28 protein-coding genes and 1 pseudogene are annotated in these 24939 nt (G+C 68.6%); 24 read left to right on the top strand and 5 right to left on the bottom strand.

The genetic code is table 11. The annotated features are described in order from the left end of the window. The first annotated feature begins 12 nt into the window (after positions 1-12). The 8 genes from ACTHL4_RS06735 (at position 13) to pdxY (ending at position 7497) form a co-directional block, all read left to right on the top strand. Positions 13-945, top strand: a complete 933-nt coding sequence (locus ACTHL4_RS06735) for a MurR/RpiR family transcriptional regulator (RefSeq protein WP_440281974.1) — start codon at positions 13-15, stop codon at positions 943-945. Positions 946-949: 4 nt separating this feature from the next. After that, a complete protein-coding gene (gene murQ / locus ACTHL4_RS06730) occupies positions 950-1846 on the top strand; it encodes an N-acetylmuramic acid 6-phosphate etherase (protein ID WP_440281973.1) in 897 nt (298 codons plus the stop codon). A 33-nt stretch (positions 1847-1879) separates the two neighbouring features. Further along, positions 1880-3364, top strand: a complete 1485-nt coding sequence (locus tag ACTHL4_RS06725; protein ID WP_440281972.1) for a long-chain-fatty-acid--CoA ligase — start codon at positions 1880-1882, stop codon at positions 3362-3364. Positions 3365-3411: 47 nt separating this feature from the next. Then, the gene (locus tag ACTHL4_RS06720; protein ID WP_440281971.1) at positions 3412-3852 is read left to right on the top strand and encodes a MarR family winged helix-turn-helix transcriptional regulator; all 441 of its coding nucleotides are present in this window, start codon (positions 3412-3414) and stop codon (positions 3850-3852) included. 27 nt (positions 3853-3879) lie between these two features. Beyond that, on the top strand, positions 3880-4938 hold the full coding sequence (locus ACTHL4_RS06715; RefSeq protein WP_440281970.1) for an App1 family protein: 1059 nt from the start codon (positions 3880-3882) through the stop codon (positions 4936-4938). Continuing rightward, positions 4931-5848, top strand: a complete 918-nt coding sequence (locus ACTHL4_RS06710) for an Fpg/Nei family DNA glycosylase (protein WP_440281969.1) — start codon at positions 4931-4933, stop codon at positions 5846-5848. The genes ACTHL4_RS06715 and ACTHL4_RS06710 overlap by 8 nt, the downstream gene beginning before the upstream one ends. A gap of 443 nt (positions 5849-6291) precedes the next feature. Then, a complete protein-coding gene (locus ACTHL4_RS06705; RefSeq protein ID WP_440281968.1) occupies positions 6292-6621 on the top strand; it encodes a rhodanese-like domain-containing protein in 330 nt (109 codons plus the stop codon). Between the two features lie 27 nt (positions 6622-6648). Further along, the gene (gene pdxY / locus ACTHL4_RS06700; RefSeq protein ID WP_440281967.1) at positions 6649-7497 is read left to right on the top strand and encodes a pyridoxal kinase PdxY; all 849 of its coding nucleotides are present in this window, start codon (positions 6649-6651) and stop codon (positions 7495-7497) included. A 15-nt stretch (positions 7498-7512) separates the two neighbouring features. Here pdxY and ACTHL4_RS06695 read toward each other — a convergent pair whose 3' ends face one another. Continuing rightward, the gene (locus tag ACTHL4_RS06695; protein WP_440281966.1) at positions 7513-8736 is read right to left on the bottom strand and encodes an MFS transporter; all 1224 of its coding nucleotides are present in this window, start codon (positions 8734-8736) and stop codon (positions 7513-7515) included. 45 nt (positions 8737-8781) lie between these two features. Between ACTHL4_RS06695 and ACTHL4_RS06690 the strand changes: the two genes are divergently transcribed. From ACTHL4_RS06690 to ACTHL4_RS06665, 6 genes are all read left to right on the top strand, one after another. After that, positions 8782-9783: an SDR family NAD(P)-dependent oxidoreductase gene (locus tag ACTHL4_RS06690; RefSeq protein ID WP_440281965.1), complete on the top strand. Its 1002-nt coding sequence runs from the start codon at positions 8782-8784 to the stop codon at positions 9781-9783. Then, positions 9771-10433 carry a CPBP family intramembrane glutamic endopeptidase gene (locus tag ACTHL4_RS06685; protein ID WP_440281964.1) on the top strand — a complete coding sequence of 221 codons (663 nt, stop codon included), beginning with the start codon at positions 9771-9773 and terminating at the stop codon, positions 10431-10433. The genes ACTHL4_RS06690 and ACTHL4_RS06685 overlap by 13 nt, the downstream gene beginning before the upstream one ends. Positions 10434-10513: 80 nt before the next feature. Next, entirely contained in the window at positions 10514-11536 is a 1023-nt protein-coding gene (locus ACTHL4_RS06680; RefSeq protein WP_440281963.1) for a zinc-dependent alcohol dehydrogenase family protein, read from the top strand. Between the two features lie 11 nt (positions 11537-11547). Then, on the top strand, positions 11548-11961 hold the full coding sequence (locus ACTHL4_RS06675; RefSeq protein ID WP_440281962.1) for a (R)-mandelonitrile lyase: 414 nt from the start codon (positions 11548-11550) through the stop codon (positions 11959-11961). A gap of 176 nt (positions 11962-12137) precedes the next feature. Then, entirely contained in the window at positions 12138-12686 is a 549-nt protein-coding gene (locus ACTHL4_RS06670; protein WP_440281961.1) for a HutD/Ves family protein, read from the top strand. 92 nt (positions 12687-12778) lie between these two features. After that, the gene (locus tag ACTHL4_RS06665; protein WP_440281960.1) at positions 12779-13984 is read left to right on the top strand and encodes an AAA family ATPase; all 1206 of its coding nucleotides are present in this window, start codon (positions 12779-12781) and stop codon (positions 13982-13984) included. Between the two features lie 121 nt (positions 13985-14105). Here the strand turns inward: ACTHL4_RS06665 and ACTHL4_RS06660 are convergent, their stop codons facing one another. Together ACTHL4_RS06660 and ACTHL4_RS06655 are read right to left on the bottom strand one after the other, a co-directional pair. Further along, a complete protein-coding gene (locus ACTHL4_RS06660; RefSeq protein WP_440281959.1) occupies positions 14106-14369 on the bottom strand; it encodes a hypothetical protein in 264 nt (87 codons plus the stop codon). 54 nt (positions 14370-14423) lie between these two features. Further along, the gene (locus ACTHL4_RS06655) at positions 14424-14714 is read right to left on the bottom strand and encodes a hypothetical protein (protein WP_440281958.1); all 291 of its coding nucleotides are present in this window, start codon (positions 14712-14714) and stop codon (positions 14424-14426) included. Between the two features lie 104 nt (positions 14715-14818). Between ACTHL4_RS06655 and ACTHL4_RS06650 the strand changes: the two genes are divergently transcribed. The 4 genes and pseudogenes from ACTHL4_RS06650 to ACTHL4_RS06635 all read left to right on the top strand — a co-directional run bounded on the left by ACTHL4_RS06650 (position 14819) and on the right by ACTHL4_RS06635 (position 17809). Then, entirely contained in the window at positions 14819-15142 is a 324-nt protein-coding gene (locus ACTHL4_RS06650) for a hypothetical protein (protein WP_440281957.1), read from the top strand. 75 nt (positions 15143-15217) lie between these two features. Next, on the top strand, positions 15218-16018 hold the full coding sequence (locus ACTHL4_RS06645; protein ID WP_440281956.1) for a phosphotransferase enzyme family protein: 801 nt from the start codon (positions 15218-15220) through the stop codon (positions 16016-16018). Between the two features lie 176 nt (positions 16019-16194). Next, positions 16195-16909, top strand: a pseudogene (locus ACTHL4_RS06640) (IS3 family transposase); the annotation flags it as partial. Between the two features lie 111 nt (positions 16910-17020). After that, on the top strand, positions 17021-17809 hold the full coding sequence (locus tag ACTHL4_RS06635; protein ID WP_440281955.1) for a maleylpyruvate isomerase family mycothiol-dependent enzyme: 789 nt from the start codon (positions 17021-17023) through the stop codon (positions 17807-17809). Positions 17810-17814: 5 nt separating this feature from the next. Here ACTHL4_RS06635 and ACTHL4_RS06630 read toward each other — a convergent pair whose 3' ends face one another. After that, complete coding sequence (locus ACTHL4_RS06630; RefSeq protein ID WP_440281954.1) at positions 17815-18435, bottom strand: class I SAM-dependent methyltransferase; 621 nt, start codon at positions 18433-18435, stop codon at positions 17815-17817. Positions 18436-18529: 94 nt separating this feature from the next. Between ACTHL4_RS06630 and ACTHL4_RS06625 the strand changes: the two genes are divergently transcribed. From ACTHL4_RS06625 to ACTHL4_RS06600, 6 genes are all read left to right on the top strand, one after another. Further along, positions 18530-19753 (top strand): Tm-1-like ATP-binding domain-containing protein, encoded by a 1224-nt coding sequence (locus ACTHL4_RS06625; RefSeq protein ID WP_440281953.1) that lies wholly within the window; start codon positions 18530-18532, stop codon positions 19751-19753. Positions 19754-19784: 31 nt separating this feature from the next. Continuing rightward, complete coding sequence (locus tag ACTHL4_RS06620) at positions 19785-20615, top strand: phosphoenolpyruvate hydrolase family protein (protein ID WP_440281952.1); 831 nt, start codon at positions 19785-19787, stop codon at positions 20613-20615. Positions 20616-20625: 10 nt separating this feature from the next. Then, on the top strand, positions 20626-21045 hold the full coding sequence (locus ACTHL4_RS06615; RefSeq protein ID WP_440281951.1) for a cupin domain-containing protein: 420 nt from the start codon (positions 20626-20628) through the stop codon (positions 21043-21045). Positions 21046-21190: 145 nt separating this feature from the next. Beyond that, positions 21191-21679, top strand: coding sequence for an SRPBCC family protein (locus tag ACTHL4_RS06610; RefSeq protein WP_440281950.1), 489 nt, complete (start codon positions 21191-21193; stop codon positions 21677-21679). A 125-nt stretch (positions 21680-21804) separates the two neighbouring features. Further along, entirely contained in the window at positions 21805-22098 is a 294-nt protein-coding gene (locus ACTHL4_RS06605) for a putative quinol monooxygenase (protein WP_440281949.1), read from the top strand. 118 nt (positions 22099-22216) lie between these two features. Then, on the top strand, positions 22217-23536 hold the full coding sequence (locus tag ACTHL4_RS06600; protein WP_440281948.1) for an exo-beta-N-acetylmuramidase NamZ family protein: 1320 nt from the start codon (positions 22217-22219) through the stop codon (positions 23534-23536). Positions 23537-23633: 97 nt separating this feature from the next. Here ACTHL4_RS06600 and ACTHL4_RS06595 read toward each other — a convergent pair. Beyond that, positions 23634-24939 (bottom strand): TIM-barrel domain-containing protein (locus ACTHL4_RS06595; RefSeq protein ID WP_440281947.1); only part of this gene is annotated, 1306 nt, incomplete at its 5' end.

The following is a 24939-nucleotide window of genomic DNA, read 5'->3' as shown; positions in this document are numbered from 1 at the left end:
GGAAGGGACGTCATGGCAAAGGAATCGGGGGACCCGGCAGGGGACCCGACGCGCGACGTGCTGGTCCGGATGCGGTCCGCCCTCCCGCAGCTGCAACCAGCCGAACACCGCGTCGCCGACGTCGTGCTGCGCGATCCCGCCGCCGCCGCGCACCTGTCGATCACCGAGCTGGCCCAGCGCGCCGACACCTCGGTGGCGACGGTGGCCCGTTTCAGCCACAGCGTCGGCTTCGGCGGCTACCCGCAGCTGCGGCTCGCTCTCGCCGGCGCCGCGGCCCGGGAGTCGGCGCTCGGAGCGACGACCCGCGAACCTCCCGCGGATCTCAACGAGGCACACACCACCGAGGACATCGTCGCCGGGATCGTGCACCACGAGGTGCGTGCGCTGCAGGAGACCGCCGAGCACCTCGACCTGGCCGCGCTCGACGCCGCCGTCGCGGCGGTCGCCCAGGCCGCGCGCGTCGAGATCTTCGGTGTCCAGTCCAGCGGGCTGGTCGCCACAGACCTGCAGTACAAACTCATCCGGGCCGGCCGAGTCGCGTTCTGCTGGACCGAGTTCCACGCGGCGATGACCTCGGCCGTGCTCCTGGGCGAGGGCGACGTGGCGATCGGCATCTCCCACTCCGGCAGCACCCAGGACGTCGTGGAGACACTCGCCGCCGCCCAGCACTCCGGTGCCACGACCATCGCGATCACCAACTACTCCGGGTCGCCGATCGTGAAGTATGCCGACATCGTGCTGACCACCGCGGCGCGTGAGACCGCGTTCCGGTCCGGTGCGCTCGCCAGCCGCACCGCCCAGCTGGCCGTCGTCGACTTCCTTTTCGTCGGCGTGGCCCGCACCTCCCTCGAAGCCACCACGGAGGCCCTCAGCCGCACCCACGAAGCAGTCCGCGACGCCACCCCGATGAAACGTCGCAAGACCGCGGCGAAGAGGAAAAAGTAGATCGATGAACCTAGGTGACCTCACCACCGAGGCGCGCAACCCGCGCAGCGTCGGCCTCGATGCCATGGACACACGCCAGCTGCTGGAGCTGATGAACGACGAGGACCAGACGGTCGCGCTCGCGGTGCGCGAGGCGCTGCCCGCGATCAGCGAGGCCGTGGAGCTGGTGGCCCACTCGCTGCGTGCCGGAGGCAGGCTGATCTACCTGGGCGCCGGCACCAGCGGCCGGCTGGGACTGCTGGACGCCGTCGAGTGCCCGCCCACCTTCGACACCGACGCCGGGCAGGTGACCGCCCTGCTCGCCGGTGGCCGATGGGCGTTCGTGGAGGCGGTCGAGGGCGCCGAGGACGACCTCGACACCGCCGCCGCCGACGTGGACGGGCTCGACGTCGGCCCCGACGACACGGTGGTCGGCATCGCGGCGAGCGGGCGGACGCCCTACGTCATCGGCGGCCTGCGCCGCGCCACCGAGCGCGGCGCCCGGACCGTCGCCCTCGCCTGCAACAAGGGCTCGTTGATCGGCCGGGAGGCCGAGGTCGCGATCGAGGTCGCCACCGGCCCCGAGGTGCTCACCGGCTCGACCCGGCTGAAGGCCGGCACCGCGCAGAAGATGGTCTGCAACATGCTCTCGACCGCGGCGATGGTGCGGATCGGGAAGACCTACGGCAACTTCATGGTCGACATGCGACCGACCAACGCCAAGCTGGTCGACCGCGCGCGCCGCATCGTCGCCGCCGCGACCGAGGTGGACGAGTCGACGGCGGCCGACGCGCGGCAGGCCGCCGACGGGCGCCCCAAGGTCGCCGTGGTGATGCTGCTGGCGGGCGTGGACGCCGAGGCGGCCGAGCAGCTGCTCGACACCGGGGACGGCAGCGTCTCCGCCAGTTTGCGCAAAGCCTGACCCGCACCACGGGACGGTTCTACAGTTGTCGGCATGACCAACCTCGCCGCCAATCTGGCCCGCACTGCCCAGCAGCACCCGGACGCCATCGCGGTCAAGCTGGACGACGCCACGCTGACGTATGCCGAATTGCGTGACGCCGCAGCCAAGTTCGCCGGCAAGCTGGTGGCGCGCGGCATACGGCCCGGCGACCGCGTCGCGCTGTCGCAGCCCAACCTGCCGACGTTCCCGGTCATCTTCTACGGCACGCTGTGGGCGGGGGCGACGGTCGTGCCGATGAATCCGCTCTTCAAACCGCGCGAGATCGCCTACTACCTCAGCGATTCCGGCGCCTCGGTGATGTTCGGTATGCCGGGCGACGGCCCGCAGGGCGCGCTGGAGGCGGGCACCGACTTCGAGCTGGTCGACCCGTCCGATCGTGCCGGACTGCTCGGCGACGCAGACCCGCTGCCCGAGCCGGTGGAGCGCGCCGACGACGACACCGCGGTCATTCTCTACACCTCCGGCACCACGGGCCGGCCCAAGGGCGCCGAGCTCACTCATCACAACCTGGACGACAACGCGCGGATGGTCGTCGACCAGCTGGTGCACATCGGCCCGGGCGACGTGATCATGGGCTGTCTGCCGCTCTTCCACGTCTTCGGCCTGACCTGCGGCCTCAACGCCGCCGTCGTCAGCGGCGCCACGATCACCCTCATCCCGCGCTTCGAGCCGGTGCGGGTGCTGGAGATCATGCAGCGCGACAAGGCGACGATCTTCCAGGGTGTGCCGACGATGTACAACGCGATGCTGGTGGCCGCGGCCGACCTCGAGGTCGACGTCTCGTCGCTGCGCACCTGCTGCTCCGGCGGTGCGGCGCTGCCGGGTGAGGTGATGCGCAAGTTCGAGGAGCGCTTCGGGGCCAAGATCCTGGAGGGCTACGGCCTGTCGGAAACCTCGCCGGTCGCGTCGTTCAACCTGCCCGACCGCGAGCGCAAGGTCGGCTCCATCGGCGTGCCGCTGGACGGGGTGCAGATGCGGCTGGCCGAGTCGGACGGCTCCGACACCCCGGCCGGTGAAGTGGGTGAGATCGCCATCAAGGGCGACCTGATCATGAAGGGCTACTGGGGGCGTCCGGAGGCGACCGCCGAGGCGGTCCGCGACGGGTGGTTCTACTCCGGCGACCTGGCCAGGATGGACGAGGACGGCTACTTCTTCATCGTCGACCGCGCCAAGGACATGATCATCCGCGGCGGTTACAACGTCTATCCGCGCGAGGTCGAGGAAGTGATCTACGAGCATCCCGACGTCGTCGAGGCGGCGGTCATCGGTGTGCCGCACGAGCACTACGGCGAGGAGGTGGCGGCATACGTGGTGGTCCGTGCAGGATCAGACCTCGACTCCGAGACGTTGACCGGTTTCGTGCGGGAGCGCGTGGCGCCATACAAGTATCCGCGGCAGATCACCTTCATCGAGGCGCTGCCCAAGGGTGCGACGGGCAAGATCCTCAAGCGCGAACTGCGTGAGGTGGCGCAGTGACCAGGGGCGGCTTGACGACACATAGAAAATCTATGTAATCTACGCCCATGCCGTCCGAATCCGCCATCCCCGAAGGCGCCCGGCTGCTCAGCGCCGTCGCGCGACTCAACCGCTGGGCGACCCGCCACGCCGAGGTGCGGATCCCACCCGCGCAGGGCCGGTTGTTGTCGCTGATCGACGAGCTGGGCCCCGCGCGCATCGGCGAGCTGGCGCATGCCGACCACTGCAGCCAGCCCACGATGACCACCCAGGTGCAGCGCCTGGAGGCGGCCGGCTGGGCGACACGCTCGACCGACGCCTCGGACGCGCGGGTCGCGCTCATCGAGCTGACCGACGACGGGCGCGCGCAGCTGGAGCAGCTGCGCGCCTCGCGTGCCGCGGCGCTGGCGCCGGAGGTCGCGCGGCTGAGCGAAGACGAACGCGAGTCGCTGCGCGCCGCGACGGAGATCATCCTGCGGATAGTTCACCCCGCCGACGGTGACCGGTAGTCACCCGCGCCCCGTAACCTGAGCGGTATGCCGAAGGTCCACCCCGCAGCGCGCGCCGAGGACGCGATCAACGCGGTCGTCGCGCGGCGGCTGCGCAAGCGCGGGTGGAAGCTGCAGGTCATGCCCTACATCGGGTATGGCGGACCGGGCTTCGCCCGGCTGCTGGCCCGGGTGGTGCTCGCCCGGGACGGCCAGCCGACGACCGCGCCGGATGCGGAGGAAGCGCCGATCCGGCGCGGGTTCAAGGTCTTCTTCACCGCCCCGCTGGCCGGTGTCGACGTGCGGCTGCGCTGTGGCACGGCGACCGCGGCCGCCACCACCGACCGCGGCGGCTACCTCGACGTCGACCTGACCGACCACGGGCTCGAGCCCGGCTGGCACACCGCCACCATCAGCGTCGACGATCTGGACGTGCAGGTGCCGGTGCAGATCATCTCGCCGGACACCCGCTTCGGGATCATCAGCGACGTCGACGACACCTGCCTGGTCACCGCCCTGCCGCGGCCGATGATCGCGGCCTGGAACTCCTTCGTGCTGGAGGAGACCGCCCGCAAGGTGGTCCCCGGTATGCCGGCGATGTACCGCTCGCTGCTCGCCGCCGAACCCGAGGCACCGATCTTCTATCTGTCCACCGGCGCCTGGAACACTCAGCCGATCCTGACCCGCTTCCTGCGCCGGCACGGTTTCCCGCTGGGGCCGGCGCTGCTGACCGACTGGGGCCCGACCGACGACAGCATCTTCCGCAGCGGCCAGGCGCACAAGCGCAGTTCGCTGCGCCGGCTGGCCGCGGAGTTCCCGCACATCCAGTGGCTGCTGGTCGGCGACGACGGTCAGCACGACCCGGTGATCTACGAGGACTTCGCCGTGGAGCATCCCGACAACGTCGCCTGCATCGCGATCCGGCAACTGACCCCCACCCAGCAGTTGCTGTCGCACGGTCACCCGCTGGCCCGGGAGGAGTTGCGCGGCCGGCCGATCCGGATGATGGTCTGCGAGGGGCCGGACGGTTTCACCCTGCACCGGCTGGTGCGCAAGGCGCTCGCGGCCACCTTCGGCGCGGAGAAACGGAGCGATGCCGATGCCTGAGCTGCCCGAGGTGCAAGGACTGGTCGACTTCCTGCGCTCGCGCGTGCTCGACCTGCCGGTCGCGCGCGTCGAGCTCGGCTCGTTCTCGGTGCTGAAGACCTATGACCCGCCGGTCGACGCGCTCGGTGGCCTGTCGGTGACCGGCGTGACCCGGCACGGGAAGTGGATCGACCTGGACGTCGACGGCATCCACCTGATCTTCCACCTGTCGCGCGCCGGCTGGTTGCGCTGGTCCGACGCGCTGCCGCAGACGGTGGTGCGCCCCGGCAAGTCGCCGATCGCGTTGCGGGTGCGTTTCGCCGACGACTCCGGCTTCGACCTGACCGAGGCCGGCACCCAGAAGCGGCTGGCGGTCCACGTCGTGCGCGACCCGGCGCAGGTGCCGGGCATCGCCTCGCTCGGTCCGGACCCGCTGTCGCTGTCGCGGGCCGACTTCGCGGGACTGTTGCGCGGCTCGCGGACACAGGTCAGCGAAAAAGGATCAAACACAGGATCTGGCACGACGGCGAGGAACGAGTCGTCGCGCCAGATCAAGGGTCTGCTGCGGGACCAGTCGGTGCTCGCCGGGGTGGGCAACGCCTACTCCGACGAAGTGCTGCACGCGGCGAAACTCTCGCCATACACCGTGGCCGGGAAGCTGAGCGACGAGCAGATCGACCGGCTGTATGACGCGCTGCGCGACATACTCACCGAGGCGATCGCGGCGGCATCCGGCAAGCCGGCCAAGGACCTCAAGGACGCCAAGCGGGCCGGGATGCGGGTGCACGGCCGCACCGGCGAGACCTGCCCGGTGTGCGGCGACGTGGTGCGCGAGGTCTCCTTCGCCGACCGGTCGATGCAATATTGCGCGACCTGTCAGACCGGCGGCAAACCGCTGGCCGACCGCCGGATGTCGCGGCTGCTGAAGTAGCGCCCGGTGTCCTGGTCGGGCGGTGCGTGTACCGAAGTCTCCCCAGGGCGGGGTTTGGTACGGGGTCGGCTGGGTGCGTGTACCGAAGTCTCCCCAGGGCGGGGTTTGGTACGGGGTCGGCCGGGTGCGTGTACCAAAGTCTCCCCAGGGCGGGGTTTGGCACGGACCTGGCCCCGGCACCCGTACCGAAGTCTCCCCGGGGTGGGGTTTGGTACGGACCTGGCGCGGTACCCGTACCGAAGTCTCCCCAGGGCCGGGTTTGGCACGGACCTGGCCACGGCACCCGTACCGAAGTCTCCCCAGGGTGAGGTTTGGTACGGGGTCGGCTGGGTGCGTGTACCAAACTCTCCCCAGGGCGGGGTTCGGCACGGATCTGCCCCGGCACCCGTACCAAGCTCTCCCCAGGGTCGCCGCCGAACCGCCCGTACGGCGAAGATGGAGCCATGACTGATTCCACGACGCCCGAGCAACTGGCCGACGACGCCGTCATGATCGACGTGCGCGAGCAGAACGAATGGGACGCCGGGCACGCGCCGGGCGCCATACACATCCCGCTCGGCGACCTACCCGCACGACTGGACGATCTGCCCGAGTCCGACGAGCGCGACCCGTTGCCGATCATGTGCCGGTCCGGCAACCGGTCCGGGCGTGCGGTCGCGTGGCTGAGCCAGCAGGGCTTCGACGTGATCAACGTCGACGGCGGCATGAAGCAGTGGGCGTCCGCCGGCAAGCCGGTCGTCGCCGACTCGGGGGCCGACGCCCAGGTCATCTGACACCGGCCGTCGCCATACACTGCCGCGGTGAACATCCTGTCGATCCAGTCCTCGGTCGCCTACGGTCACGCGGGCAACAGCTCGGCGGTCTTTCCGTTGCAGCGCCTGGGTCTCGAGGTGTGGCCGGTCTACACGGTGCACTTCTCCAATCACACCGGGTATGGCGAATGGCGCGGCCCGGTCTTCGAGCCCGGCACCGTTGCCGAGGTGATCACCGGCATCGAGGAACGGGGCGTGCTCGGCGAGTGCGATGCGGTGTTGTCCGGTTACCAGGGCGGTGAGCAGGTCGGTGCGGTCATCCTGGACGCGGTGTCCCGTGTGAAGGCCGCGAACCCGAAGGCGATCTACTGCGCCGACCCGGTGATGGGCGATGTCGAGCGCGGCTTCTTCGTGCGGCCGGGCATCCCGGAATTCATGCGGGACAAGGTGATTCCCGCGGCGGACATCGTCACACCCAACCAGTTCGAGCTGGACTACCTGACCGGTTCGGAGGTGCGCACCGTCGAGGGATTGCTGCAGGCGGTGGACGCGTTGCGCGAACGCGGCCCGCGAACCGTGCTGGTCACCTCGGTGCAGACGGACGAAACCCCTGCGGACTCAGTGCAACTCGCGGTGGTCACCGACGACGGTGCCTGGCTCATCACCACCCCGCTGTTGCCGATGTACGTCTCCGGAGCCGGCGACGCGACCGCCGCGATCTTCCTGGCCCGCTGGCTGACCGAGGAACCCGCCAGAGCGCTTGCCGACACGGCGGATTCGGTCTTCTCCATCATGGAGCGCACCCATCAGGCGGGCACCCGGGAGATCCAGTTGATCCAGTCACAGGACGCGATCGCGCACCCGCAGGACCGCTTCGAGGTCGTGCGCCTGCGCTGAGACCGACGCCCAGCGTCACGGAGTGTATTTCAACATTCGCCACGTCGAGGCGGTCGCGACGACGACGATCAGCGCCGCGAAACACACCACGAGCGTGACCGTCGGCACCCAGGTCAGCAGCACGCCGCAGGCGATGACCGGCACGGTGATGCCCGCGTATGCCGCGAGGAACATCCCCGCCACCGTCTCCCCACGCCGGGCCGGGTCGGCCATCCGGTTGGCCGCCGCGATCGAGGACGCGAAGATCAGCCCGATCCCCGAGCCGGCGACGACACCACCTGCGGCGAAGAGCGCCAGTGACGCGGCCATCGTGCCCGCGCCGACCATCACCAGCCCGGCCACGATGAGCCCGATCCCCGCCTGCAGCTTCGGCCGCGGCCGCAACGCGTAGAACGCCACCTGCGAGATCGACGAGGCGCCCATGGTCCCGAAGACGACCAGCCCGGTCACCAGTCGCGAGTGCTGGTGCATCACCTCGCCGAGCACACTGCCGGTCAGCGAGGTGAAGAACCCGAGCACCGCGAACGACCCTGCCGCAGCCAGCCCGGTGGCGACGAACTCGGCGCGCACGTCCGGTGCGACGCTCACGCGTTGTGGCCGGTATGACGGCCGCTGCGCCGGCACCTCGACCGTCTCCGGGGCACGGAGCGCGATGACCCCGACGACGACGAGCGCGACCAGAAACACCACGTAGGGCAGGGTCAGCGGATGCGGCAGCCATTCGGTGAGGATGCCGCCGATCAGCGGGCCGAGCGCGAGGCCACCGGTGTTGACGGCGCTCGCGACCAGGCTGGCGCGACGACCGTCCTCCTCCGGCGCGCCGACCCGCCGCAGCTCGGCCAGGTGCGCGGTGGCGGTCGAGGTGACGGCACCGATGCCCGCCCCGCAGATGAAGCGTGCGATGAGCAGGCTGGCGACGTCCTTGAGGAAGACGAACATCAGGCACGACACCAGCTCGGTGACGACCGCCCCGAGCAGGATCGGACGCCGGCCCAGGTAGTCCGACACGTGGCCGCCGAAGAAGAGTCCGCCCATCACGCCGAAGCCGTATGCCGCGAAGATGACCGTGATCATCAGCGTCGGGAAGCCGTCGCGGGCCTGGTAGAGGCCGTACATCGGCGTCGGCACGGTCGTGAACGCCATGGTGGCGGCGAAACCGGCGGCGATCAGCCAGAACGCGTGCCGGTGGCCCGACCGGCCGGGCCGGTGCAGCGCGGTGTCCGGTGTCGTTGTCGTCATACCTCCATGATCGTCCTGGCGACGGCCGGGGGTTAGGTTGGATCGATGGATGACACGGCCGGGCGGGTACTCGTGACCGGCGCGAGCGGCTACATCGGGTCGCGGCTCGCGCCCCGGCTCGTGGCGTCCGGACGGCGGGTCTCGGTGCTCGCACGCCGTCCCGAGTTGGTCCGCGAGCGGCACTGGGCGCAGGAGCAGCACGTGCGGATCGTGCCGGGTGACGCGACACGCGCGTCGGACCTGGAGCGGGCCATGGACGGTGTCGACGTCGCCTACTACCTGTTGCACTCGATGGACGGCAAGGGCAGGTTCCGGTCGCGCGACCGCGTCATGGCGGAGGGATTCGCTTCTGCCGCAGCGCGATCCGGTGTGCGACGCATCGTCTACCTCTCGGGGCTGCACCCGGAGGGCGGACGCCTCAGCTCTCATCTGGCGTCCCGGGTGGAGGTCGGCGAGGTCTTCCTGCACGGTGCGGTCCCGGCGACGGTGCTGCAGGCCGCGGTGATCATCGGGTCCGGCTCGGCGTCGTTCGAGCTGCTGCGGCAGCTGACGCACCGCCTGCCGGTCATGATCGCGCCGCCCTGGATGGACAGTCGCATCGAGCCCGTCGGGGTGCGCGACGTGCTCGACCTGCTGGTGGCGGTCGCGGATCTGCCCGCGGACAGCAACCGGACCTTCGACGTCGGCGCCGGCGAGGTGCTCACCTACCGCGAGCTCGTCGACCGCTTCGCCGACGCGGCGGGTCTCGGTCGCCGCCGGATGTTCCCCGTGCCGGTGCTCACGCCCTGGTTGGCCGGTCATTGGCTCAGCGCGGTGACGGCGGTGCCGACCGGGGTGGCCAAGCCGCTCGTGGGGAGTCTGGTGCATGACGTCGTATGCCGCGAACGTGATGTCTGGGATCTGCCCGGCGCTCCCGACCCGTTGCCGCTCGACGACGCCCTCACGGCCGCGCTCGGCGGTCCGGGGCGTGACTCGATGGCGTTTCCCGAGCCGGGTCAAGCGGATCCGGCGTGGTTGACCAAGGCGGACGCGTCATGGGCCGGCTGAGCGTCTCCGGCCGGACGGCGGCGTATGCGGCCGAGGCAGCAACGCTCGGGCTCGGCGCAATGTGGCAACGGCGCGCTCTGCGCAGTGCGCGCGGCGGCTCGCTCTTCCGCCGGCGGACGGTCGGCCTCGCTGCGATCTGGACGGCCGGCGCCGTCGCCGTCGAAGCGGCCTCCAATGTCGGTCGGACCCGGACGGCGCGCCCGTATGACCTGCTCGTCCGGCCGGCGCTCACCGCAGGCGCCGCCGTCGGCATCTGCGCCACCGGCGCATTCGTCGGGGCACGAATCCCGTTCGTGCGACATCAGATCGCGGATGTGATGGACCACGCCCGCAAGGGGCCGGTCCTGCCGGTCGCCGGTCTCGCGCTCCTCACCGGCGCGGCGGAGGAGTTGTTCTTCCGGGGGGCGTCATACGACCTGGCGGCGGAGGCGAAGCTGCACCCAGTGGCCGCCACCACCGCGCTGCACGTGGCGGTGACCGCGACGATCGGCAACCCGGTGCTTGTCGTCGCCTCGGGACTGCTGAGCACGCTCGCCGGCTGGGAACGTGCGCGGACCGGTTCAGTGCTGGCACCGGTGGTGGTGCACGTGGTGTGGTCGAGCGGCATGCTGGTCGCGCTGCCGCCGATCGTGAGCCACGCGGAGCCTTGATCAGCTGATCTAGTGGTCTCTAGCGGCGACGCGATAATCATCGATAGACGTCAATCAGCCATGGTGGCGAAGGAGAAGCAATGCGTGGAGTGGTGCTGCACAGCCCGGGCGACGTGCGGGTCGAGGAGCGGCCCGAGCCGCGGATCGAGCTGCCGACCGATGCGGTGATCCGTCTGGCGGCGACCTGCGTGTGCGGGTCCGACCTGTGGTCCTACCGTGGGGTCAACGATGTCACCGAGCCGTCCCCGATGGGTCACGAGTACGTCGGCGTGGTCGAGGAGGTCGGCGCCGACGTCAGGACGGTGAAGCCGGGTGATTTCGTCGTCGGCTCGTTCATGGCATCCGACGGCACCTGCGAGATCTGCCAGGCCGGTTACCAGTCCCGTTGTGCCCACGTGCAACCCGTCGGTGCGATCGGCACCCAGGCCGAGCGAGCGCGCATCCCGTGGGCCGACGGCACCCTGGTCGCCACCCCTGGGATGCCGGACGCCGACCTCGTCCCGTCGCTGCTCGCGGCGTCCGACGTGCTGGGCACCGGGTGGTTCGCCGCCGACGCTGCGGCCGTCGGACCGGGCAAAACCGTTGCGGTTGTTGGTGATGGCGCGGTCGGGCTGCTCGGCATACTCGCCGCGCGGGAGCTGGGTGCCGAGCGGATCATCGCGATGAGCCGGCACGAGTCACGCCAGCGGCTGGCCCGCGAGTTCGGCGCCACCGACATCGTGGTCGAGCGCGGCGACGCAGGCGTCGAGCGGATCAAGGATCTCACCGGCGGGTATGGCGCGCACTCGGTCATCGAGGCGGTCGGCACGCAGGAGTCGATGATGCAGGCGATCCGGTCGACGCGTCCCGGCGGCCACGTCGGTTTCGTCGGGGTGTCGCACGGTGTGGAGTTGCCGGGGCAGGAGATGTTCTATTCCGCCATACATCTGCACGGTGGGCCGGCGCCGGTGCGGCGCTACCTGCCGGAGCTGATCGAGCTCATCTGGTCGCGAAAAATCAACCCCGGCAAGGTGTTCGATCTGACGTTGCCGCTCGAGGAGGCGGCCGAGGGCTATCGCGCGATGGACGAGCGGCGCGCGATCAAGACGCTGCTGACGGTGTGAGAGGAGCGGTGATGAGGATCGAGCAGACGGCGCCGACGGTCAAGAATCCGCCGGAGCAGTTCCGGGGTGACGTGTGGCTGGATCCGATCGCGGTGCCGCATGAGGCCGATCAGCGGATGACCGTGGCGTTGGTGCGTTTCGCGCCCGGCGCGCGGACCGCCTGGCACTGTCACGCCCGCGGGCAGTATCTGCGGGTGACCCAGGGTGTCGCGTGGTTCGGCCAGCGCGATGGCACGGTGTTCGAGGTGCACGCCGGGCAGACGATCTACACACCGCCCGGCGAGGACCACTGGCACGCCGCACCGCCGGACTGCTTCATGGAGCACCTCGCGATGCTCGAGTCGGGCGACGACCCCGCCGACACGACGGTCTGGAAGGAGCACCTGACCGACGACGACTACCACGGCCCCGTCCACATGATGTGAGCTCAGCGTCGGTCGAGCGGTGCCCACCCACGCTGGTCGAGCGCCTCTCACGCTGGTCGAGTAGGGCGAGCCGCTGGGCGAGGCCGTATCGAGACCCGTGAAGCACGCTGGTCGAGTGCCGGAGGAGCGAAGCGGGGGAGGTGTATCGAGACCACGCGCCCAAACCAGGAGAACCCATGTCCTACAACATCATTCGCTTCGCCGACGCCACGACGATGCCGTGGCTCGGCGGTGGCGGCATCACGCACGAGCTCGCGCGCCACCCGGCGGAGGGCGACTTCGCCTGGCGGTTGAGCGTCGCGGAGGTCCAGCAGGACGGAGCATTCTCCCGCCTGGACGGCGTCGACCGCGTCATCGTGCTCTGCTCGCCCGGCCGGATGGTGCTGCACACTCCGGAACCCCAGCCGTTGGAACGCTTCTCGCCATACGCCTTCGACGGTGGGACCCAGATCGACTGCACGGTGCCGGACGGCCCGACTCGTGACTTCAACGTGATGACCCGGCGTGGGGTGTATGTCGCCGACGTCACGACCGTGGTCGGCGCACGTCGCGAGGTCGAGGTGCCGACCGACGCGGAGGTCTTCGTGTTCTGCATGGACGGGGTCCTGTCCGGTGGCGTCGAGCTCGGCACGTTCGATCTGGCGCAGCTGGACGCGCGCACCACGGTCGACGCGTCGCACGGTGCCGCGGCCGTGGTGGTCCTCACGACCATGCCGCTCGGCTGAGTTCCGCCTGCCGGACGTCTTTTCGGCGGCATTCGATGCGACACGCTAACGATGTATCAGTGCAAACCTAGATATACCCATACAGTCCTCGCGTGGACCCGATACGCAATCCCTACGCGCCCGGTGCCGGGCAGCGGCCACCCGAGCTGGCCGGCCGCGACGACGAACTGCGCACGTTCGACGTGGTGCTCGAGCGCATAGCCCGGGGTCGGCCGGAACGTTCCGTCGTGCTCACCGGCCTGCGCGGCGTCGGCAAGACGGTCCTGCTGAATGCCTTGCGCTCGGCGGCTGTTCGGGCCAAGTGGGGCACCGGCAAGCTGGAGGCTCGCCCGGACCAGCGGTTGCGCCGGCCGTTGTCGTCGGCGCTGCACCAGGCCGTCCGCGAGCTGGGTCATTCCCAGCAGGAGGACGTCGACCAGGTGCTCGGCGTCATCAAGTCGTTCGCCCAGCGCGACGCCCCGGCGAACGCAAAGCTGCGTGACCGGTGGAGCCCGGGCATCGACGTGCCGGCGGTGTCGGGCCGCGCCGACTCCGGGGACATCGAGATCGACCTGGTCGAATTGCTGTCCGACGCAGGCGGATTGGCGGCCGACATGGGGCGCGGGATCGCGATCTTCATCGACGAGATGCAAGACCTCGACCCGGAGGACGTGTCGGCGTTGTGCGCCGCGTGCCACGAGATCAGCCAGGCCTCTCTGCCGATCATCGTCGTGGGCGCCGGCCTGCCGCACCTGCCCGCCGTGTTGTCGGCGTCGAAGTCCTACAGCGAGAGGCTCTTCCGCTACGCCCGCATCGACCGCCTCCCGCGCGAAGCCGCGGACAAGGCGCTGCAGTCGCCGGCGCAGGAGGAGGACGCGAAGTTCGACGATGCCGCGCTCGATGCGATGTATGCCGTGACCGGTGGCTATCCCTACTTCATCCAGGCCTACGGCAAGGTCGCGTGGGACGTCGCGCCCGGCTCACCGGTGAGTGCGGCCGACATCGACGTGGCAGCACCCGCCGCCGAAGCCGAACTCGCCGTCGGATTCTTCGGATCCCGTTACGAACGAGCCACTCCCGGCGAACGCGAATACTTGCGCGCGATGGCGGATGCCGCGACCGACATACCGGACGACGAACGCGACGACGTGGAGTCCGTGCCCACGTCCGCCGTTGCGAACGTCCTCGGCCGCAAACCGCAGTCCCTCTCGCCGGCGCGTGATGCGCTGCTGAAGAAGGGCCTCATCTACTCGGGCGAGCGCGGCCGCATCGCCTTCACGGTCCCCCACTTCGGTAGGTATCTCCGCAGTGTGAGCTGACGGCGTCTGCTGTCCGCGAGGCGCGGAAATGCGACTTTCGAAGTGCCCGTGAGACATCCGGATCGGTGACCGGGGTGACCCGCGATGGCCACACCGGCGCCGCCAGCGGGTCGGACACGCATCAGAACCCAACCAATTGCCCAATCAGGCCCACCAAAAACATGGCGACCCCTGCGCCGATGACATAGACATCTTTCGACCGATCACCATCGCGATTGATACGGCGGCGGATCAGCGGCATACCACCGACGACGATGCCGGCGACGACGAGGACACCAAAGACATTCATGCCGAGAGCTTCGCACGATGGCCGGTCTGAAAACCGGCCCGACGAGCTTCCGCTTCCCTTGAACGCCTCGGCCGCCACTCCGAAGCGCTCGCTCACTTCTGTGCGCCCGATGCGTGTCCGTCGAAGGGTACGGTGCCCGGTCAAGAATCGTTAACCGAGACGCTCCGAGTTCGTGGTGGCCAACCAGTCCCTAACGGTCGCTACGTGCTGCTCGGCCGGGTGGTAGAAGAACACGCTGTCATCGTGAGCAGCACCGATCAGCACGAGGTGGTAGACCTTGCCGTGTTCAGCACGGGACAGGGCTGCGCCCAGTTCTACGAACATCCCCCGCCCGCCGGCCTCCGAAGCCACGATGACGACCGCGTCGGCGGCAAGCACTGCCCGTAAGTCGTTCTCAGCAATGCGGCCGGATGTTTCGGGTGCCGACGCGTAATCAGTCAACGAGGAGTCCGGTCCAAGCGTCCAGTCCAGTGTCAATTCGTGTCGGCGTTCACAACCGCGTCCTGTACTACTCGAACCGATGCTTTTTGCGCGATAGTGGCCTGGTGAGCGACGACCACGTTTTCGGCCCGGACCGCGAGTGCTTCATGTGCAAGGCACCCACTCGGTGGACACACCCAGTGGAGAAGTCCCGGCAGAGCTTTCGCAAGTGGGGAAAGGGCTACACGATGCGTCCGGTATGGAGCTTCTGCGGCCAGTGCGAAGACTTCTACCAGGCCGCTCAAGACGACAAGCTCTTCGAGGCCATGGCGCACTGGCAAGAGCGACCGCCCACCGAGGTCGAAGACGACCTCCGAGAGACCTTTGCCGCGTTTCGACTGGCCGACCTCGGACCGGTTCCCTACGAACAGCCCGATGCATCTCAGTAGGCGATCGGCTTACGAGCCGACGATTGGCCCTGCCCTTGACCTGTGGTTTGCAGCGTGACTGATTGACTGTCGCGAGTGGCCAGCGAGACCGAACTGAGCATGCTGTGGGAATCGGTCGATTCCTCGACTGCGCTGTCCGCACGTTTCGGCTTCGTGGATGCTGATCATGCAGTCTCGTGGTTGGCAGAGACGATTGCAGCGGTGTGGGCTCGTCGGCTGGATCGATGCGATCGCCTGGTCATCAGTGCCAGCAATCTGTTGGCGTGGCTCACCGTCGATGGCCAGGAAGTGATCGCCAAGTGCTGCGTCGACCCGGCGCGATTTTCGAAGCTGGCCGCAGTGGATGCTCTCGTCGGGTGGTTGGAGTCTGAGCGCGTTCCGGTCGCAGCCCCGATCGTCGCACGTGACGGTCGACAACGCGTCGAAGCCGACACGTTTTCGCTCGGTCTCTATCCGTTCATCGAGGGTGGCCTTCTTGACGTTGGCGACGAGGGACAGGTGGAGGCGGCCGGTCGGATGCTGGCGCAGCTCCACGAGGCGCTGGCGGCATATCCTCGCTCGTTCGGTGGCGGTCTGTCGGCGTCGAACCAGCAACTTGTGCACGGTGATTTTCGATCGGCCAACATCCTCCACGATGGGCTGCGTATCACCGCCGTGCTCGACTTCGAGGAAGTGACGAGCGGCAGCAGGGTTGCGGATCTGGCGAGGGCCACCGTTCTTCTCGGGACTCGCTACCACGATTGGAAAGCGACGAGCCCCGGCACTCGGCATGCGTTCGTAGCGGCGTACGACGAAGTTGCTCCGCTGACCGGCGCTCAGCGGAGCGAACTGCATCGCAGTATCGCCCAGGTGTTCGACCACTTCGGATGGGCCTAGACGCGGGGTGTCGGAGACGGACGGCTCCCTACGCCATAGGACGATCGTCCACCGACATTCGATCCTGAGCTCAAGCGGGTGTGCGAGTAGCAGGTTGAGAGACTGAAGCATGCCTGCGTTTCTGCGCCCATGGTCACCCGACGATGCCTCGGGGCTGATCTCAGCTCGGCGGTCCAGCCGCGATAGTCCGCCGCGAACTCCCCGACGCGTCACCCGGGAGTGTGGATCGAGCGATGAAAACCCTCGGTTTGCAAGGCGTTCGACGCGCCAAAGGCATCCGGACCACGATCCCTTCCAAGGACGGCGTACGCGCCGGTGACCTGCTCAACCGTGACTTCACCGCGGCCGCGCCCAACACGGTGTGGGTCACCGACTTCACCTATGTGCGCACCTGGGCCGGCTGGACCTATGTGGCGTTCATCGTCGACGTGTTCTCCCAGCGGATCGTGGCCTGGCACGCCGCGACCAACAAGGAAGTCGACCTGGTGATGACGCCGCTACGGATCGCGTTGTGGCAACGCGACCGTGACGGGCACCCAGTCGGCTACAAGGAACTGATTCATCACTCCGACGCCGGATCGCAATACACCTCGATCCGGCTCACGGACACCTCGGCCTGGAAGGGATCAGTCCCTCGATCGGGTCCGTCGGAGACGCCTACGACAACGCGCTCATGGAAACGATCAACGGCTTGTACAAGACGAATGCGTCCGCACCACGGTCTTCCACCCCGGCCCGTACAAGACGATCGAGGACGTGGAGTATGCGACTTCGGACTGGGTCGACTGGTACAACAACCGGCGACTGCACAGTAGCCTCGACTACGTGCCACCCGCTGATTACGAGGCGGCGTACTACGCGGCTCAGAAAGCTGAGCTACAACCCGTATGACAGCGGCACAGAACCTGGGGCGGTTCAACAAGAGGACCAGCGCCATACCCGGCGCTCTTCAGCGCAGGCGGCGCGCGGAACATCGGGCGGACAGTCGCGGTTGGCACACCCATGACCACTCTTGCCAGCCGCACCATCAACGCCCTCCGCGAGGAGCACGACACCCTCGTCGGCATCGCGGAGGACCTCACCGACGACCAACTGTCCGGACCATCGGGCGCGAGCGAATGGTCCGTCGCGCAGGTGCTTTCACACCTCGGCAGCGGTGCCGAGATCTCACTTGCAATCCTGCGGGCCGAGCTCGGTGAGGGCGACGCGCCCGGGAACGACTTCAACCGATCGGTGTGGGACCGCTGGGACGCGTCGACGCCCGCCGAACAACGTGACGCATTCATCGACCACGACCGCCGCCTCGTCGAAGCGCTGGAGGCCCTGACACCCGAGCAGCACGCGTCGCTCACCCTGCCGATCGGATTCCTGCCGGCACCGGCGAGCGTCGCGACCTTCGCAGGCCTACGGCTCAACGAGGTCGCCCACCACAGCTGGGACGTCCGGGTCGCGACCGACGGCAACGCCCGGCTCTCCGACGCCAGCACCTCCGCCCTGCTGGAACAGCTCTCCGGCGACCTCGCCGTCCTGGTCGGGTTCGCCGGCAAGGCCGACCGCATCGATCGGCGCGTCGCCCTCACCATCGGCGACACCGGTTATGCCGTCCGCATCGACGACAACGTGCGCCTCGAACCCGGCGCGGAAGAGGCGACCGCCACGTTCACCGGAGCGCCGGAAGCCGCCCTGCGGTTGGTCTTCGGGCGACTTGGTCCGGCATACACACCGGCCGACGTGATGGTCACCGGCAACGTCACGCTCGACGCGCTACGTGACGTCTTTCCCGGGTTCTGAGCGCGCTACGCCTTCGTCGCGGTGCACAGGAACAAGCCGAATTCCCGGTCGTCCTTGGTGATCGTCGTCGCGTCCACGAAGCCGATGTCGGTGAACCCGGCGCGGGTCAACCGCGTGGCGAGGTCCTCGCGGTCGAAGCCGTGGTGGCCGTCGAAATCGGGTTTGCCCGCATGGAACGCGCCATCCGGGTCGGCGTCCAAATCGGCGACGGCCAGCCGACCGCCTGCGACGAGCAGGCCGGCCACGGACCGCAACAACGCATCGACGTCGTGCACGTGGTGCAGCGCCATCGAGCTCCACGCCACGTCATACCGCCCGTCGAGCCGGTCGCTGGTGAGATCCGCCCGTATGGCGCGGAGCCGGTCACCCAGGCCGGCGGCCTCGATCCGTTGCCGGGCGACCTGCACCATCCCTGCCGAGGGGTCGGTCACCAGCACCGAGCCGACACGGGGCGCGAGCAGGATGCTCAGCCGACCGGTGCCGCCGCCGATGTCCAGCGCGCGCATCTCGGAGCCGTGCTCCACGGATCGCTCGATGGCACGTGCGACGGCCACCTGACGCTTCTCGTGCCCGGGGTCGTCATCCCACGTCGCTGCTTCGTCGTCGAATCGTGTGTGTTCGTCCACGGCTTCGAGCTTAGGCGTCTGTGCGCAGGCCTTCCGGTTCGTCGCCGAACATGATGAGCTTGCCACGACGTCGGAACTCCAAGGAGAACGTGGCATGGCGACTGTGGCTCTGATCGGCACGATGGACACCAAGGGTGCGGAATACGCGTGGCTGGCCGAGCAGGTCCGCGGGTATGGCGCGCAGGCGCTGCTGCTGGACGTCGGGACCTTCTCCGACGCGGAGTCCGACATCACACCGGGCGAAGTGGCGCAGGCTGCCGGACACGACCTGGCTCAACTCCGGGACAGTGGTGACCGTGGTGCGGCGATGGACGCGATGGCCGACGGCGCGGCGAGTGTGCTGCTGCGGCTCTTCGGCGAGGGCAAGGTCGACGGCGTGCTCGCGCTCGGCGGGTCCGGTGGATCATCCGTCGCCTCCCGCGCGATGCGCGCCCTCCCGATCGGGGTGCCGAAGCTGCTGGTCTCCACCATGGCGGCCGGCGACGTCGCGCCATACGTGGGCGAATCCGATGTGACCATGATGTATTCGGTCGTCGATGTCGCCGGGATCAACTCGGTCTCCGCCCAGGTCTTCGGCAACGCGGCGGCAGCCATCGCCGCCATGGCCGCAGCTGAGGAGAAGCGGCGGCACGCGCCGGACAGCGGTGGCCACAAGCCGCTGATCGGGTTGTCGATGTTCGGCCTGACCACGCCCGCGGTCGACGAGGCTCGTGCCGAGCTGGTGGAGCTGGGCTACGAGCCGCTGGTCTTCCACGCCACCGGCGCCGGCGGCCGGGCGATGGAGAAGCTCGCCACGGACGGCCGACTGGCCGGCGTACTCGACCTGACGACAACGGAACTCGCCGACGACCTGGTCGGCGGCGTGCTCAGCGCCGGACCCCATCGGCTGGAAGCGGCCGGCGCCGCCGGCATCCCGCAGGTCGTCTCCCTGGGTGCACTCGACATGGTCAACTTCGGGCCCCGCGAACTCGTCCCGGAGCGCTTCGACGACCGCACCTTCGTCGTGCACAACCCGACGGTGACGCTGATGCGCACCACGCCGGAGGAGAACGCCGAGCTGGGCCGGCGTATCGGCGCCAAGCTCGCGGCTGCCAAGGGACCGACCACGCTGTTGCTGCCGCTGCGCGGGCTGAGCGGGATCGACATCGAGGGCGGGCCATTCCGCGACTCCGCAGCGGATACAGCGCTTTTCGACGCTGTTCGCACCGCAGCAGGCGACGCCGTCGAGGTGGCCGAGATCGACCAGCACCTCAACGACGAAGGGTTCGGCCGCGAAGCCGCCCGCCGACTGCACGCTCTCATCACCGACGCGCACTGACCACGCATCTCGCAGCACCAAGGAGCTGGACATGGATCGCAATACGGCGCTGACTCGACTGCGCGAGACCGCAGTATCCGGCAGGCCGATCATCGGCGGTGGCGCCGGCACCGGACTCTCCGCGAAATCGGCCGAGGCCGGCGGCATCGATCTGATCATCATCTACAACTCGGGTCGCTACCGGATGGCCGGACGTGGTTCTCTCGCAGGCCTGTTGGCGTATGGCGACGCGAACGCCATTGTCATGGAGATGGCGAACGAGGTGCTGCCGGTCGTGCAGGACACACCGGTGCTCGCCGGTGTCAACGGCACGGACCCGTTCCGGGTGATGGGCCGCTTCCTCGACGAGGTGAAGGCTGCGGGTTTCGCCGGGGTGCAGAACTTCCCGACGGTCGGCCTCATCGACGGCACTTTCCGCGACAACCTCGAGGAGACCGGGATGGGCTACGACCTCGAGGTAGACATGATCCGCGCGGCCCACGAGCGCGAACTACTCACGACGCCATACGTTTTCGATCCAGCCCAGGCGCGCGCGATGACCGAGGCAGGCGCCGACGTGCTCGTGCCGCACATGGGCCTGACCACCAAGGGATCCATCGGTGCCAGCACCGCGTTGTCCCTCGACGAATGCGTCGACCGCGTCCAGGCCATGCGCGACGCCGCCGTCGAGGTGAACCCCGACGTGCTGGTGCTCTGCCACGGCGGTCCCATCGCCGAACCCGAGGATGCCCAATACGTGCTCGAACGCACCGACGGCGTTGTCGGCTTCTTCGGCGCCAGCTCCATCGAGCGGCTGCCCACCGAGGTCGCCATACGAGCACAGACCGAGAAGTTCAAGGCAGTCACCTTCGGCGACAAGTAGGAGCAGGCGTATGACGACAACGCACAGCAGCCAGCAGGACCAGAGCACCGAGACGTTCTCCTGGGGCTCGATCAAGTGGGGCGTGACCGCCGACCGGTTCCCCGGCGCGCCGATCACGGTCGGCGAGGTCGTGATCAACCCGACCAAGGGCCACGACATACACACGCACCCCGAATCCGATGAGGTGCTGCACGTCATCGAGGGCGAAGGCGTGCAAACCGTCGGCGACTCAGGCGAATTCGCGGTCACAGCCGGCGACAGCATCTACATCCCGCGCGGCACCGAGCACTCCACCTTCAACACCGGCTGGCGGCAGCTGCGGCTGATCGCGATCTACAGCCCCGGCGGCGCCGAGGCGGCGCTGCAAGGAGCACCGGACTACAAAGTGCTCGAACCGGGCGCAGCGCCGGTGTGGGAGCGCGCTGACTGACGGCCCGACGCACTCTGTCCGGGGGCTGGCGGCACTACGTGCTGAGCAACCGATGCGGCGCCTGCGCTCACCGAAATTCCGCACACGCGGTCCCGCCGCCAGGACGGCATACCGCGCCATACGCCGGCATGCGACGCTGAGCACCATGAGCGAACCCAAGCGCTTCACCATCACCCGCACGATCCCAGCGCTGGCCGGCGACATCTTCGCCGTGCTGCGCGACCCGCGCGGTCACCTGGCGATCGACGCCTCCGGCATGCTGCAGGACGTCGAGGGCGATCCGGTCAGTGCCGTCGGCGACCGCTTCCTGGTGCACATGGACCGCGAGCCGCTGAACGACATACCCGGGATGGGCCGGTATGACGTCACGGTCGTGATCACCGACTACGAGCCGGACCGGCGCATCGCCTGGACCATCGACGGCACCATCCAGCCACCGCTGCGGCACATCTACGGATACACGCTCGAGCCGGATGGCGACGCGACGCGGGTGACGAGCTTCTACGACTGGTCGCAGGTCGATCCGGGGCGGATCGAATCCTCGGTTTTCCCGGTGATCCCCGAGGTCGGGCTGCGCGCGACCCTCGGCATCCTCGATCGCACCGTCCGGCTCGGCCTGCTACCGCGTCGCTGACCGCCGCCATGGCACCGCAACACCGCGGTGCCGGGTCCGCATTCACCGGCGCGGCTGGTCATGACCGGCATACGGTGGACACCGACCGGACGAAGATCTCGGCCGCCGATCACCGAAGGAGCGCCATGACAGACATCGCCGTGACCGCGATCATCACCGCCAAACCCGGATCGGAGACGGCCGTGCAGGCCGCACTCACCGCGCTCGTCGAACCGACCCGTGCAGAACCCGGTTGTGTCGACTACCAACTGGCCGTCTCTGCGGTGGACCCCACGGTCTTCATCACCACCGAGAAGTGGCGAGCATCGGCCGACCTGGACGCGCACTTGGAGACCGAGCACGTCAAGACGGCACTCAGTGCGGCCGGCGAGCACCTCGCCGCACCGCCCGCCATCCATCCACTGACCCCGCTCGCCTGAGCTCATCCACCGCTCCGCCCGCATCCGAAGGGTGGTTCGTTACCACCGTTCAGTCGGTGTGTGAAAACAATTGTCCTCTGCACGCCCACGGCGCCTCCCGGTGCGGCAGGCTCGGACGATGGACAACACCAACGATTTCACCAAGAAGCGGATGGGCCGCCGCGGCTTCCTCGGCGCGGCGGCGATCACCGGCGCCGGCGCCCTGTCGATCGGCGGCACCGAGCGGGCGAACGCAACCACGGCCGCACACCACGGACGGCACGGTCACCGGTTCCGTTGCGGCGCCGATGTCGCGGCCGCCGACGGCTGGAAGGTCTTCTCCGGTCAGCGGATCGGCGTCATCACCAACCCGACCGGCGTGATCCGAGACGGACTGCGCAGCATCGTCGACGTCATGGTCGAGTCGGGCAAGGTCGAGATCGGCGGCGTCTTCGGACCGGAGCACGGCTTCCGCGGCACCGCCCAGGCCGGTGAGTCCGAGGACACCTACGTCGACGAACGCACCGGCGTCACCGTGTATGACGCCTACGGCGCAAGCATCGACAAGTTCGCCGGCTATTACGACACTGCGAAGGTCGACACGATCGTCTTCGACATCCAGGACGTCGGCGCCCGGTTCTACACCTACATCTGGACGATGTACAACGCGATGGCCGCCGCCGCGAAGCTCGGCAAGCGATTCGTCGTGCTGGACCGGCCGAACCCGGTCGGCGGAGAGGCCAAGGGCCCGGTCCTCCACGACGGCTTCACCTCCGGCGTCGGCCTGGACAAGATCGCCCAGCAGCACGGCATGACCGTCGGCGAACTCGCGCGGTTCTTCAACGGCGAGTTCATGCCCACCGTCGCCGGCGCCAAGGTCACCGACTTCCACGTCGTCGAGGTCGAGGGCTGGTCGCCCGACGAGCTGTATGCCGACACCGGCGCACCCTGGATCATGCCGTCACCGAACATGCCGACCACCGACACCGCCCTGCTCTATCCGGGACTGTGCATGTTCGAGGCGACGAACCTCTCCGAGGGCCGCGGCACCACCCGGCCGTTCGAGCTGATCGGCGCGCCATACGTCGACTACAAGTGGGCGCAACGCCTTTCGAAGGAGCGGCTGCCCGGCGTGGAGTTCCGCGAGGCCTACTTCAACCCGACCTTCTCCAAGAACGCCGGCACGGTGTGCGGCGGGGTACAGGTGCACATCATCGAGCCCCACCGCGTCGACGCGATCCGCACCGCGACCACGATGATGACCACCTTGCGCGACCTGTATGACGACTTCGACTGGCGCGGTGACGCCGGCCGGTGGATCAACCTGCTCACCGGCTCCGACCGATTCCTGAAGATGTTCACCGCCGGCGACAGCGCCGCACAGATCGTGGCGGCCTGGCAGCCCGAGCTGAAGGCATTCGACCGGACGCGCCGGCAGTACCTGCTCTACCGTCGCTGACCCACCGGCGGCGCCGGGACGACGCGGCCGAGGTGGTCAGCCGTCATACGAGATGCCCTGGGCGCCATCGGCACCCAGGGCATCTCGCTGCGGCGTGCTACGTGTAGGTGATCCGGAGCGGGCGATCAGTGGACTGCTTCGGGGCGTGCACCGTCAGCGTCCCGGTCGATTCGTCCCAGCTCCAAGCAGTCGATCCGACTCGATGGCCGTTGATCGACACCGCCTTCGGCGCCTGGGCGTTGAGCAGCGACACCGTCCACGTCCGCTGTCCGACACGACCGGCATACCGTCCGCGCGCCGGGTCGATGGTGACGCGGTGTGTCTTGCCGGTCAGGCGGTAGCTGATCCGGGTGGTCGCGTGCTGGGACGCCTGGGTGGTGGTGCCGTTGTCCTCGTACAGCGTGAACTGTCCGTCGGATCCCTGCGCGATCGTCGCGGTCACGTCGTCCAGCGGGTTCTGTACGTCGTTGGTGACGTTGTCGGTACGCGTCGTCATGATCCCGCCGGACTTGAGGAAGACCGGCATGGTGTCCAGTCCGGTGGTGATGTCCTGGAAGCTGCCTCCTGGGTACGTCTTGCCGGTGAAGTAGTCCGTCCAGTCGGCGCCCGCGGGGAACCAGACCCGGGTGGTGGCGGTCGTCCCGGGAGTGCTGACCGGGGCGACGAGCACATCCGGCCCGTAGAGGTATTCGCTGTCGGCGTTGGCGTAGGCCTCCTGTTGTTGCGGATAGTCCAGGTAGAGCGGCCGGACGATCGGCGTTCCTGTCGCGGTGGCCTGCTGGGCGAGCGTGTAGGTGTACGGCACCAGGTTCTCGCGCAGGTTCAGGAATTTCGACGCGGACGCGTCCGCTGCCGCGCCGTACTGCCAGGGCAGCCGGTCGCTGTGGTTCGAGTGCAGCCGGTCGATCGGCTGGAACGTGCCCAGCTGCACCCAGCGGGCGTAGAGGTCGTCCGGGAGTTTCGTCGAGCCCGGCTCCGACCCCGGCTGCTGCAGACCGCCGGTGTGACCACCGATGTCGTGGCTGATGTTCGACAGGCCGGTCGCAACGGACTCGCCTCCGGTGTAACCGATCTCGAACTTCAGCGTCTCCCAGTCCGAGATGGTGTCCCCGGTGAAGTGTAACGTCGTGCGCTTGTCGGCCCACGGCCCGGTCGGCACGGCGACCGGGTTGCTGTAGCCGCCGGCCTGCAGCGACCCGTAGGCGCGTGAGAAGGCGAAGCCACGACCACCGATGCGTGGTGCGGTGTCGTCGGCGTACTTCTGGTTGATCCATGCGTCGCCGGTGACGCCCTTGAGGCTCGACATGGACTGGTCACAACACCAGTCCAGCCACCAGAGGTCGTTGCCCGCCTGCTCCATCGACCGGTGCAGCCCCAGGTATGCCTTCAACTGATCGGGGTCG

This window comes from Flexivirga sp. (genome assembly GCF_051955415.1).
Lineage (GTDB): Bacteria > Actinomycetota > Actinomycetes > Actinomycetales > Dermatophilaceae > Flexivirga.
The sequence above is the reverse complement of the archived record's forward strand: the minus strand, read 5'-3'. Positions and strand labels throughout refer to the sequence as shown.